The organism is Bacteroides fragilis NCTC 9343 (assembly GCF_000025985.1).
In the GTDB taxonomy this organism is placed as follows: domain Bacteria; phylum Bacteroidota; class Bacteroidia; order Bacteroidales; family Bacteroidaceae; genus Bacteroides; species Bacteroides fragilis.
In genome coordinates, this window is record NC_003228.3 from 4,838,067 (window position 1) to 4,849,899 (window position 11,833).

General features: G+C 39.8%; 11 protein-coding genes and 3 pseudogenes. 7 read left to right on the forward strand and 7 right to left on the reverse strand.

What is annotated here, in order from left to right:
• Positions 1-10 precede the first annotated feature (10 nt).
• Both BF9343_RS19970 and BF9343_RS19975 read right to left on the reverse strand, forming a co-directional pair.
• Positions 11-661 (reverse strand): DUF1349 domain-containing protein, encoded by a 651-nt coding sequence (locus BF9343_RS19970; RefSeq protein ID WP_010993708.1) that lies wholly within the window; start codon positions 659-661, stop codon positions 11-13.
• 24 nt (positions 662-685) lie between these two features.
• Positions 686-1,273 (reverse strand): sugar O-acetyltransferase, encoded by a 588-nt coding sequence (locus BF9343_RS19975; RefSeq protein WP_005791446.1) that lies wholly within the window; start codon positions 1,271-1,273, stop codon positions 686-688.
• A gap of 8 nt (positions 1,274-1,281) precedes the next feature.
• Between BF9343_RS19975 and BF9343_RS19980 the strand changes: the two genes are divergently transcribed.
• Positions 1,282-2,118, forward strand: coding sequence for a response regulator transcription factor (locus BF9343_RS19980; protein WP_005814290.1), 837 nt, complete (start codon positions 1,282-1,284; stop codon positions 2,116-2,118).
• Positions 2,119-2,174: 56 nt separating this feature from the next.
• On the opposite strand, the gene BF9343_RS19985 is transcribed toward BF9343_RS19980, so the two are convergent.
• The gene (locus BF9343_RS19985) at positions 2,175-2,693 is read right to left on the reverse strand and encodes a methylated-DNA--[protein]-cysteine S-methyltransferase (RefSeq protein ID WP_010993709.1); all 519 of its coding nucleotides are present in this window, start codon (positions 2,691-2,693) and stop codon (positions 2,175-2,177) included.
• Between the two features lie 343 nt (positions 2,694-3,036).
• Positions 3,037-3,390 carry a cupin domain-containing protein gene (locus tag BF9343_RS19990; RefSeq protein WP_010993710.1) on the reverse strand — a complete coding sequence of 118 codons (354 nt, stop codon included), beginning with the start codon at positions 3,388-3,390 and terminating at the stop codon, positions 3,037-3,039.
• Positions 3,391-3,760: 370 nt separating this feature from the next.
• On the opposite strand from BF9343_RS19990, the gene BF9343_RS19995 reads away from it, so the two are divergent.
• Positions 3,761-4,657: a helix-turn-helix domain-containing protein gene (locus BF9343_RS19995; RefSeq protein WP_010993711.1), complete on the forward strand. Its 897-nt coding sequence runs from the start codon at positions 3,761-3,763 to the stop codon at positions 4,655-4,657.
• 172 nt (positions 4,658-4,829) lie between these two features.
• On the opposite strand, the gene BF9343_RS20000 is transcribed toward BF9343_RS19995, so the two are convergent.
• Together BF9343_RS20000 and BF9343_RS20005 are read right to left on the reverse strand one after the other, a co-directional pair.
• Entirely contained in the window at positions 4,830-6,590 is a 1,761-nt protein-coding gene (locus tag BF9343_RS20000) for a 1-deoxy-D-xylulose-5-phosphate synthase (protein ID WP_010993712.1), read from the reverse strand.
• Between the two features lie 20 nt (positions 6,591-6,610).
• Positions 6,611-7,096, reverse strand: coding sequence for a flavodoxin (locus BF9343_RS20005; RefSeq protein WP_010993713.1), 486 nt, complete (start codon positions 7,094-7,096; stop codon positions 6,611-6,613).
• Positions 7,097-7,236: 140 nt separating this feature from the next.
• Between BF9343_RS20005 and BF9343_RS23360 the strand changes: the two are divergent.
• The 5 genes and pseudogenes from BF9343_RS23360 to BF9343_RS20030 form a co-directional block, all read left to right on the forward strand.
• A pseudogene (locus BF9343_RS23360) lies at positions 7,237-7,440 on the forward strand (recombinase); the annotation flags it as partial.
• 52 nt (positions 7,441-7,492) lie between these two features.
• A pseudogene (locus BF9343_RS24280) lies at positions 7,493-7,776 on the forward strand (DUF6043 family protein).
• 631 nt (positions 7,777-8,407) lie between these two features.
• A complete protein-coding gene (locus tag BF9343_RS20020; protein WP_041926345.1) occupies positions 8,408-9,622 on the forward strand; it encodes a hypothetical protein in 1,215 nt (404 codons plus the stop codon).
• A gap of 4 nt (positions 9,623-9,626) precedes the next feature.
• On the forward strand, positions 9,627-10,082 hold the full coding sequence (locus BF9343_RS20025; RefSeq protein ID WP_041926278.1) for a hypothetical protein: 456 nt from the start codon (positions 9,627-9,629) through the stop codon (positions 10,080-10,082).
• A 48-nt stretch (positions 10,083-10,130) separates the two neighbouring features.
• A complete protein-coding gene (locus tag BF9343_RS20030) occupies positions 10,131-10,661 on the forward strand; it encodes a GNAT family N-acetyltransferase (protein ID WP_010993718.1) in 531 nt (176 codons plus the stop codon).
• A gap of 102 nt (positions 10,662-10,763) precedes the next feature.
• Here the strand turns inward: BF9343_RS20030 and BF9343_RS23370 are convergent.
• Positions 10,764-11,572: pseudogene (locus tag BF9343_RS23370) on the reverse strand (Fic family protein).
• Positions 11,573-11,833 lie beyond the last annotated feature (261 nt).

An 11,833-nucleotide genomic window follows, 5' to 3' on the forward strand; every position in this document is an offset into this window, starting at 1 on the left:
TTCTGCTTATTTATTCTGCATTCTTCTTCAGCCATTCCACTCTGCGCTGGTCCGGCAGATGCTTCACCTGGAAGTATTCAAACTTAGCATTGAATCCACTACCATCGGGACAAGCCGCCATCAGTCCAACTTTCACAGGAATATGATCCTGCAACCAGGCATTACGCATCAGCGTGTAAGTTTTATCATCAAATGAATAGAAAACCTCTACTGCATCCAGCCGCCTGACAGCCTTTATCCAGATATAAGGTACCGTTTTATCTAACGTTATCACACTCCAGTCACTCGTTTTATGAGTAACAACGGTACTTAAATTAAATTTCCCATCGACAAACTCAATACCCGCTTTAATGTAATTTTCATGATCGATACGGAGCATCAGACCGGCCTGATCGAAACGTTCTTTATACTCTCCGACAACCTTGACTTTCGCTTCAAATTCACCGCCATAAGTGGCATAATAGAAAGGTGCGTCATCTACTGTAAAACCGTAGTGAGAAATACGCCAGTAATCACTTTGCGGAGTAACGGACATGGACAATACATTATTTTTTATCTCCCATTGTTCCGGTTCGTTGAACCATTGCATTTTTTCCAGTGTCTGCCCAAAGGTCATTTGTACCATCAGTCCCATAAGCAGGCTTAAACATACTTTTTTCATTTCTACTTTTTGATTATGTTTATTCTATAATAAATATTTTGTTTTATCTTCTTCCGTAATTTCCCGAATCACGCGACAAGGATTACCCGCAGCAATCACATTGGCAGGAATATCTCTATTTACTACACTTCCCGCACCTATCACTGTGTTGTCACCAATCGTCACGCCCGGTAATACGCACACTTGTGCCCCAATCCACACATTATTTCCGACACGAATGGGACGGGCATATTCCAACCCTCGATTTCTCTGTTCCACATCCAAAGGATGCCCCGCGGTATAGAAGCCACAGGATGGAGCGATAAAGACATTATCACCGAACGTTACTTTAGCCTCATCCAGAATGACACAGTTCATATTGGCATAAAAATTTTCACCAATCTCAATGTTATAGCCATAGTCACAATAAAAAGGCTGTTCCAACAGAAAACGTTCTTTCGTCTTGCAAAACAACCGACGGATAATGGCCTCCCGTTCAGCTATCTGCGAGGGAGGCAAATGATTTAAGGTATAACACAACTCTTTGCAAGCCTGACGTTCGGCTATCAATTCTGTATCATAATTAGCATCGTAAAGCCTGCCTGTACCCATTTTTTCTTTTTCACTTTCCATAAATAACTATGTTTTATGATTACCTTTGCAAAGGTAAAAGCTTGTATCTAAGTACACAATGCTTATTAATAACCATTTCTTTTCCCGATATGGACATTGTTGACAAACTGAACAAAGAGTTCCTGACTCAACCCTTCTGCAAAAACGAACAGCTGCCGGAAGAACTGAATGAATATAAACGAATCGCATACAACTATGCACGAATAGAAAATTCAATCGCCGTTCTAAGTGATATGCATACCAATATCAGCTATATCTATTATGGAGGAACAGCTGAGACATTGGGCATAGCCCGAAAAGGAGACAATCAAAATCTTGAATCAATCTGGGAAAAAGAAGTCTTTAAATATATCCATCCGGATGACTTGGTGGAAAAGTATGTACAGGAACTTCGTTTCTACCATTTTCTGAAACAGATTCCACACAAAAAACGTGCAGATTACTTTCTTATGAGTAAACTCCGTATGCGTGATCCTTCCGGGAAATATATCCCTATCCTACACAGGATGTTCTATGTAGCTACCCACTCAAACGACAGTATGTGGCTGGCTCTGTGTCTTTACAATTTGTCGGTCGACCCTACTATGAGTTGTAGAGTGATCAACTCGACAAACGGACAGGTCATAGAACTGGAAAAGCAAGATTGCAGCAGATTGCTATCCGATAGGGAGAAAACAATATTACAGTTGATCGATATGGGGAAAACAAGTCATGAGATCGCCCGGGAACTGTTTATAAGCAAAAATACCGTCAGCCGACACCGACAAAATATATTGGAAAAGCTTCAGGTAAAGAACTCCATTGAAGCTTGCAGAATTGCCAAAGAACTTAAGTTACTCTTCTAATCAGTTTAGACTGCCTTTCATTAATAATGCGGTCAGTCGTTCATAAGCCTGAACAGTTAGAATAACCTATCGGAAGACTCCAGGTCAAGCAAGATCTTCTTAGCAGGCAGCCCACCGCCATACCCTACTAATTTACGGTCACTGCCGATCACACGATGACAAGGAACAAGTATCGAGATAGGGTTCGCTCCGTTGGCGGAAGCTATGGCACGGATAGCTTTAGGATTCCCCAACTTTTGAGACAACCCTGCATAAGAGATTGTTTTTCCATAAGGAATGTTCAACAGTTCGTTCCAAACAGTTTTCTGAAAATCAGTACCTACAAGAAGCAAAGGAATATCGAATGTAGTTCTTCGTCCGGCAAAATATTCATCCAGTTGACCGATCGTTCGTGCGATTACTTCAGATATGCCCTCCTTATAAGAAGCTTGCAACTCTTTTTGTATTCTTCTGTCGATGATGATCCTGCGTTCTTCTATCTTCCAATCACATAAGCAAAGTTTTTCCCGATATGCCCCCAATATCAGTTCCCCACATGGCGATTGATAATATTGTATCTGAATAACATTTTCCATATTTTTTTTTCCTTTCTGTTTAATAAGAAATTAATGATCACCTTACATACCACATACCCGCAATCTATGCCCTACACAGCAAATGTACAGAATTTCCGGATGAAACCAGCCGGAGAGTTACTAAAATTACTTTCTATTTTTTGTTTTTACCTAAAGATCTTACCACAGCTAAAAATATTAATATCCGAATTTTCTCTACTGCCATAGACTTCCATTATATCCAATCCCTACAGTTGCTCACGCTTCGGAGCCATACTCCGTAAAAATATCTAAAAAGGCTGCGTCATCATGACTCTTCATCATGAACACAGCCCTTCATTTTACCGGTTTTATCAACTATTTTTTATTGTACGACTCCATCAGTCATAGTATAACCTTCCAAGGAGCCTGCTTTCACCTGAATACAAAGAAAACCGATAGGACTGTCAGAGGCAGCAGAAATCTGACGTTTTCCATCCGGAGCAATACGGAGCCAATCCCCAGCCTGCAATTCTATCTTTTCGCCATCAATAGTGATAAAGCCCTTCCCCGAAAGGATGCCGTAAATTTCTTCATTCTGTTTATGTGAATGAACAAAAGGGACTCCGGCACCGGCCGGAAGATGATTGATAGATACTTCGGCACCCGTCAGGGCAAGACTGTCATGCAACTCTACACGTGCATCTTGTGCTACGCTCATTTTTTGATAATTCTTCATAACTCCTTTATTTATTAATCAATAATAGTATTAAAAAGATCTCCTTTTCTGTGTTTGAGAGATGATACAAAGGTAAGTAGTTTATAATCATCTAGCAATAAGGTACTTCTATGTCAGTCACTTACCTCTGTGTTACTAATATTGTTTATTAAGTTGTTCAGAAAAGCAGATTTAACCCTCATTAACAGAAAAGACTCCAAAAGCTATCTATCGTAGCATTCCACTTTTATCCCAATGATAACAAATTATGGCAAGACATACCTCTTCTTACACAAATTACAGATTTCATAACCTTGATTACGGATATCAGTGACAAGGAAGAACAATATTGGCCGGAACATCCTATCTTCGCAGGAAATAAGTGACTCCTATGAAAGAAAGAATATTAAATATAGAGACCGTCCATCAATGCAACTGCTGCCTGGGCTGCAAAACACTCCATCCGCTGGTAAGTGTAATCGACCTGTCAAAGAGCAATCTGGAACAGCAAATTATTAAATTTGATTTTTATACCATCCTGATGATGGAAGGGGAGATCGATGATGTTTTATATGGGCGCAAGTACTATGATTATTCCAATGCATCATTGGTATTCCTCACGCCGGGAGAATCTATCAAAATAAACAAAAGCAAAGCACTTCCCTCAAAAGGGTGGCTGCTGGCATTTCATCCGGACTTGATTTCTCAAACCTCTTTGGGAGAACATATAAAAGATTACTCCTTCTTTTTTTACAATCCGGAGGAGGCACTCCACCTATCTCAACGGGAGAAGGCCAAGGCTGCAGAATGCATATGCAACATCGAAGAGGAACTTCGTCATGCGATAGACTGCCACAGCCAAATCCTGATTTCACGGTACATAGAATTGTTATTAGATCATTGCAACCGTTTCTACGAACGTCAGTTTATCACACGTTGCGAAGCTAACAAAAAGATTATGAAGAAAACAGATGTATTGTTGAAAGATTATATTCTATCCGGAAAATTAAAATACAATACATCGCCTTCATTGGGATACTGTGCAAAAATACTTCAACTGTCATCTCATTATTTCAATGACCTGCTAAAATTTGAAAGTGGAAAAAATATCGATGAATATTTCGAGTCAAAACGTTTGGAAATGGCTAAAAGCATGCTGCTCGACTCTAATAATACGGTAAGTGTAGTTACGGAAAAACTGGGATACCCCAATATACGATACTTTAGCCGTTTATTTAAAAGAATTACCGGAGTGGCTCCGAATAATTACAGACTCTCACAGAATTAGAAACTTTTTCTGATAATAATGGAGGAACTACATCACGTAACTCCTCCATTGTTTCTACGACAACAGCCTATGCTGGATATAAAGCCAGCGTCGCACCCAAATTCTTTTTCATAATATCTCTTTTATTCTGAATTTTCATCCTTTTTACTTATTCCACAGATTGTGAGTGTTCTCACATAACGTGCTCTCTGCATACGGATTTTATATCCTCTATTATTTGCTCTACGGATAATCCATTCTCTCTCATCAGTTCTTCAGGCCGAAAATCTGTGGGGAATGATTTCTTTATTCCATAATTTTTAACCTTCATATCCGATAAACCATAAAAACTTGCAATTGTTTGCCCGAATCCTCCTTCCACTATGCCGTCTTCAAGAGTAAGCACAAGTTCATGGTCCGTTTTTAAGCACTCCAGCAGCTCTTCATCAATACCTGTGATGAATTTAGGATTTATCAGTGTTACATCATTACCCGTCAGGATTTTATATTTATCGGCAATTTGTACGCCCAGTTCAAAGAAATCTCCAAGTGCAATAATCGCAACACCTGAACCTTTTCGTACGACCTGATATTTATTTAGTAAAGAGTAATCCGTGGTATCCTCAATTCCCGTCTCAGGCATCATCATTGGAATTCTGATAGCAATGGGATGCGCTTTCTGTGTAGTGGCATACTTAAACATGGCAAGATACTCCTCCTTGCTCGTCGGAGCAAGATATACCAGATTGGGTATATGTGAAATCATCGGAATATCATAGATCCCCAAATGAGTATTACTGTTCATCCCATATACTGAAGCCATAAACACCATGATTACAGCCGGATTATTATTTAAACACAAGTCTGACGAAAGTTGGTCATACGTTCTCTGCAAGAACGGACTGAAAACTCCAAAAATCGGTGTTCCTCCATTCCTGGCAATACCACTTGCCATTGCAACAGCATGTTCTTCCGCAATACCTACATCAACAAACTGTTTGCCGGCACGCTTCCGATAGTCTTCCGTAAATCCTATTACAGACGGTGTTCCCGCAGTAATTGCAACTACATCCGACCTCTTTTCAATCAAGTCTAAAACAGACTCCCTGACAGTTTCATTCACCGGCCATCCGGGTCCTTTGGGAGAACCGTCTTCGATGTGAAAAGGACCTCCTGCATGCCAGTATTCTTTATTTTCTTCTGCATATTTCAATCCCTTACCTTTGATCGTATGGATATGCAATACTACTGCACGGTCTATATCTTTGACTGACGTAAATAATTTTATGAGTGCTGACACATCATGCCCATCTCCAAGGTAATAATACTCCAGCCCCATAGCCTTAAAAATATTATCAGGACTCTCCCCATTCGTGTCTCTAAGCTCTTTCAATCCTTTATAAAGTCCTCCATGATTTTCAGCAATGGATTGATCATTGTCATTGACTATAATAATCATGTTAGAGCCAAGCATTGCCGCATTGTTGAGTCCTTCCAAAGCCTCTCCCCCACTCAACGAACCGTCACCGATTACAGCGATGATGTTTTCTTTGCCACCTGTGAGATCACGTCCTTTTGCAAGTCCCATTGCCAGTGAAACAGATGTTGAGGTGTGTCCTATCGTAAAGAAATCATGCTCGCTTTCATCCGGATTAGTATATCCGGTAACATCATCATATTTAGCCGGATCAAGAAATGCAGCCATTCTTCCGGTAAGCATTTTATGAACATAGCTCTGATGGGATACGTCAAAAACTATTTTATCAATGGGAGAGTTAAAAACATAATGCAGTGCAATTGTAGTTTCCACCATACCAAGATTCGGGCCGATATGCCCACCGTGTTCACTTAATTTCCTGATTAACGCAGTTCTTACTTCCTCAGCCAGCACACTTAGTTGTTCAACTGACAATTCTTTTATATCTTTCGGTGAATTAATATTTTCTATATACATTTTTCATACCTCCATTTAATTTACAACCTAATTTTTTCAAACCATTCCGTAACCAGATCCCGCGTTATCTGTCCATTTAAAAGTTTTCCATCTTTCCACACGATATCCGGATATGCTTTATGAAGATTCTTTTCACAATTTCCTATGCCGCTGCCTCCCGATGTAGCGAACGGAACAACTATTTTACCGGCAAAGTCATAACTTTCCAAAAATGTATTAATTATAGTAGGGGCAATATACCACCAGACCGGAAAGCCTACAAACAGAACTTCGTACTTTTCCGGATGAAACAACGTACCGGAAATGGCAGGACGCGAGAGAGCATCTCTCATCTCCACCGAACTACGGCTTTTCTTATCATTCCAGTCCAGGTCAGCCTCCGTATAAGGAACCTCCGGCTTAATTTCATACAGATCTGCTCCAGTAATTGCAGCCAATTTCTCTGCCACAGCTTTAGTTACGCCGCTACATGAGAAGTACGCTACTAAAATCTTTCTGTCATTCATAACTCTTTCTCCTTGATCTAATTCTAATAATATTTAGTACTCTACATTCACTATGCAAAAGTATGCCGTTACAACAAAATCTACCGTATACAAATTACGGATAAGTGTAACACGATTACGGATTTTGCAAGATATCCGGACGGAACTTGAACAACAGACCTTTCGACAAATTCCCGATAGAAGAATGTACATACGGTACACCTCATTACATAACACTTGAAGAAAAGGACAGAATTATCAATGCCGACCTATCAGCCACTCCGCAACTGGCAAAACAGAGGGATATATTTATATTCCAAACACTGATAGGCTGTCGAGTGAGCGACCTATACCGCATGACGCAGAGCCGACCCACGCACGTTACCCGAACTTCTGATAGAAAGGCATGACATTCTAATTGAAAAAATTGGCACACAATTGAAAACCCATGCCACAGAAACAGATATAGTACGATTGTTGATCGCATTAGTGGAATACCGTTTCATGCGGCAGTGTCCCATCAAGACTTTCAGAAATGCCTGTACAACCAGTTTAATAAACAAGAAATCGTTCATGAAAGAGATATTCAGAAAGCATACAAAAATCTCATTTCGCCACTTGGAAACGGCAAAAAGTTGATAAAAGACGTTGGCGAAGACCATGATGCCATCGAAGAATTGAAAACCTATCTATCCGATTAAAACTCGTTTAATTCGCTTTTGGATTTTACAAATTTATCTAACTGAATATCATTGTTTTACGATTTATTTTCATTATATATTTGCGCCACTATCCTAATCGGGGTAGTGGCTTTTCGTTTATAATACTGCCAGAACGAGGAGCCTTACAACCGATAGTTTTAAGAAGGCTATGACAGACTTATTGGCAATTATCCAAAACGGAAACGGCAACATCAAGCTGTAAATCAATGACGAGGGATATGGCAGCAATGCAGACTTTGGCTTACGACAGTCTGCGGAAGAACCCAGAAAAAGTAGAGGATTCAAGTTATAATTCCGTTCTATATAATACAAAAGATCAATTAAATAGCTAATTTTGTATTCGGATAAAGGCAACTCTTTCCAAGACATTAGAGAAAAGAAGAAACGTTATGTTTATCTTGTAGGTGAAAACGTAGGAAATTTTCAGACTGATGTAAGAGATAGCATAGTGGTTCTCACGCATATAGCGTGGACCGTTCTTGTTACATCTGCATCAAAGGTTTCCTATGAACTTCACTTAGACGTGGCATAGGTGGCTCACGTTCTTTCATTATAAATTTAATAACCCAATAGAGCCATAGGGATTATTACGAATATGAATAAATTGCTTATGCCATTTATGACGCTTGTTTGCTTGCTTTTTACGGCTTGCAACAAGGATGATATTTTACCCGGTGGACCGATGCTCTGGACGTATGAGATTCTGACACCGGAAAGTGTAGAGTATGAAGGTGGTACCGTAGGTTGGATACCTAAAGAATGTTTCAAGGCAAACGGTAATGAGGGATATATCGTGATGACTTGCAAGAATTTCGATATGCTCAATCCTATTTCGGGCGGTTCTTACACATACGATTGTGGATGGGCAACGCTCAAGGTAGAAGCCAATCAGTTGAAGATTCATTTTCCCCGTCAGGTTTCGGAAGCCCCGGATGCATACGAGGAGATTACAATCTCGACAAATGATGGAAAGAGAACAGCAAGTACAATTATCTGTTTGTCTAGAACCTTTAAGGACGAAGGGCAACCCGATCCAGAGCCGGAACCTCTGCCCGAAGAAGCCAAGTTCAAGATGAAAAAGGCATACTTCACTCCGTTTATGCACCTTGACACCCAATTCCCGGCACCGCTCGATCTGGTGACGTTCAGAATCACGGATATAAACGACAATTACACCCCGCTGGGCTTTCCTGAGTTTACACAATATTACGACTCTATTGTTTGGAGTGCCGAGGGTTTCCCTCATACGTTCAGAGTCTATGAAAGCAATACAACGGAGGGAGGGATGGAAACACATCTTGCTACGGAATGGAGTTCGCACTTCTTCAAAAGCGGTACCATCAAAAATTACCTGAAAGGCTATCGCAAAGGAAAGGTTGAATATGAGACCTCACTCGCTGTGAGACTGTACGAACGTGATTTCTTGGGGATTGAATGGGGGACAATCGTGTTGCAGAGCCCACAGAACCTTACAACCTATTGCCTGCTGGACACAGATTATGAGTATCAGGTGTATGACATCGTGGCAAAGGATTATAACCCCTTTTCTAAAATAATCCCAGTGAACCATAAGCAACTCTCGGATTCAGACTTCCCGGCAGCAGCGCAAAAAGCCATCAAAACACTGATGGAGAATAACATTGGTGAAGGGCAAAATGCTGGTGGAAAAGAGAACCTGTTCAAATGCCTGCCCGAAGAGGGTGTGAAAGCTGAATTGTATTGGGAAAACAAGACTACCCGTATACTGATGTTGCATCAACTCTCCACTGCCCCCGATGACCTGACACAAGAGAAGTATTATCTACACGTTGAACCTAAACAATAAAACAATGAATAAAGTAATAGTCACATTCCTCCTTTTAATTGGTATAGTAGCATCATCTTGTACAACCTCTAAAAGTGTAATATCACAAAAGGCGGACTTGTCGAGGTATGAATATGCCTCAATTATCAACAACGACACTTATCATATTCCGGCTCAACTGATGGAATATGAAATACAACTATTTGATGCCATAGAGAGTTCCCGTCTTAAACTTGTCAATGATAGACGTATTGGCGAACTTTCTCCGAATCAACAATCAAAGTTGCTTATGGTAAAATATGGAGTAGATATTTTAGAAGAAGAATCTGTCGTAACTGTAAATTTCATAGATTATCTCACTGGTCGCCCGATAGCTTCATGCCGTGGCGCATATACAACCTTAGGATTCAGCGTATCAGCAGACATTAGAGGTGCTATAAAACGTGTTGCTAAACAAATAACAGAAACATTTCCTAAGTAATTTATTTCATACAGCGAATTTATAATGGTAAATGAATTGAATAAATAAATGGATGTGGATAAATACAAAATAAGAAGTTGGTCTAAAGACGATTTTTCCACTTTAGCTAAATATCTTAATAATAAAAAGATATGGGATAATTGCCGTGATAGCCTACCATATCCTTATTCTGAAAACGATGCGCAACAATTCATCCTGTCCGTTTCAAGTCAAAACGAACAAAATAATTATTGTATCGAAGTAAATCAGGAAGCAGCTGGTAATATAAGTTTTGCTCGTGGTATAGATGTAGAGCGCTACAATGCAGAATTAGGTTATTGGCTTGCTGAACCATATTGGGGTAAAGGGATTATGACCCAAATGTTAGCATTGGCTATTAGCTGCTATTTTCATCATACAGATGTGATGCGCATTTGTGCAAATGTTTATGCTGGCAACATAGCATCGATGAGAGTATTAGAGAAAATAGGTTTTCGTAAATGTGGCATACATCGTAATGCCTGTTTCAAGAATAGAGTATTTACAGATTGCCATTATTTTGAATTGCTAAAAGAGGAATTTAGGAATTTGGTTAAATAGTACAAAAACACCCGGCTTTACATTATTGGGTATAAAACTGGGTGTTTATTTGCCAATTACTAATTTTCAACGTTTATTGCGGAAAGATAGGCTCTCAGACCTCTAAAACATAAAACTGAACCGTCTCTTTTGTGAAGCATTGAAACGTTCAATCTCCAAAGAGAGGGATTTCTTTAATTGCCTTGCCATAAAGTCCAAGAAAACCTGATTGGTTTCTTCATCCTGACATTGGCGTAGGGAAAGGATATATTCTTCTCTATCCTCTTTAAATATCTTCGTCGGGAAAAGGTGATAGCAAAATTGGATGTAGTTCATCAGCAACCGAGCCATTCTGCCATTACCATCCACCCACGGATGTATGGTTACTAAATTCAGGTAGGCATTGAAACTCAGTTCATATTGTTCCCGAAATGTCCCCACTGTCTTCTACTTCGCTTGCAGTATAGCACAAAGTTCATCTACCTTAGCAGGAACTTTCAGATAGTTCATATAAGCATGTCCACCGACACCAGCCGTAACACCACATAGAGGAAAATCCCCTTTCGAAGAATCGAAAGAACCGCCCATTACACTGCGTACACTGCCTGTAGTGCGCATCAGTGTTGCATTCAACCTTTGTAGCAAGGCAGGAGTTATCTGTACAAGGCTACTGGATTCGGTTTTGGCAAGTTCATACGCTTGCTTCAAATCCTCATTCATCAGATGATGCACAAGCGGTTTCCCTTTCGCTGTTACTCCCTCGTCAAAAAGAAGCTGCGTATCAAGTTCCGTAAGCGTTGAGCCTTCAATGGCTGTGGAATGAGCAATAAGAGAATACAGGTAGTACTATCATAGTCCACCGCTTCATTGATACCAAGTTTCTGAAACTTTTGGCATAACTGTTCTATCTCTTGCCAAACGCCTTGTTCCATTGCTTTTTATTTAATAGGCTTTATTCTTTTTAAAGGTAGTGTATTTACTATGTTCAGCCAAAGAAAAACATTCATTTAATATCGTATTTTTTGCACGTATGGGGAAAATATGAGGAAAATTCAGATAAAAGAAAAAGCTAAGTAATTGACTATTCAATACTTAGCTTTTTTCTTCGTACCTAGACCCGGTACAAACTATAGAAATCATAGGAAAATAAGAGAAAATAGCCAACTGATTATCAGACGATTTATATTTTCCAT

Coding starts and splice junctions, on each gene's coding strand:
- BF9343_RS19970 (WP_010993708.1), bottom strand. CDS start 661: ATGAAAAAAGTATGTTTAAGCCTGCTTATGGGACTGATGGTACAAATG.
- BF9343_RS19975 (WP_005791446.1), bottom strand. CDS start 1,273: ATGGAAAGTGAAAAAGAAAAAATGGGTACAGGCAGGCTTTACGATGCT.
- BF9343_RS19980 (WP_005814290.1), top strand. CDS start 1,282: ATGTTTTATGATTACCTTTGCAAAGGTAAAAGCTTGTATCTAAGTACA.
- BF9343_RS19985 (WP_010993709.1), bottom strand. CDS start 2,693: ATGGAAAATGTTATTCAGATACAATATTATCAATCGCCATGTGGGGAA.
- BF9343_RS19990 (WP_010993710.1), bottom strand. CDS start 3,390: ATGAAGAATTATCAAAAAATGAGCGTAGCACAAGATGCACGTGTAGAG.
- BF9343_RS19995 (WP_010993711.1), top strand. CDS start 3,761: ATGAAAGAAAGAATATTAAATATAGAGACCGTCCATCAATGCAACTGC.
- BF9343_RS20000 (WP_010993712.1), bottom strand. CDS start 6,590: ATGTATATAGAAAATATTAATTCACCGAAAGATATAAAAGAATTGTCA.
- BF9343_RS20005 (WP_010993713.1), bottom strand. CDS start 7,096: ATGAATGACAGAAAGATTTTAGTAGCGTACTTCTCATGTAGCGGCGTA.
- BF9343_RS20020 (WP_041926345.1), top strand. CDS start 8,408: ATGCCATTTATGACGCTTGTTTGCTTGCTTTTTACGGCTTGCAACAAG.
- BF9343_RS20025 (WP_041926278.1), top strand. CDS start 9,627: ATGAATAAAGTAATAGTCACATTCCTCCTTTTAATTGGTATAGTAGCA.
- BF9343_RS20030 (WP_010993718.1), top strand. CDS start 10,131: ATGGATGTGGATAAATACAAAATAAGAAGTTGGTCTAAAGACGATTTT.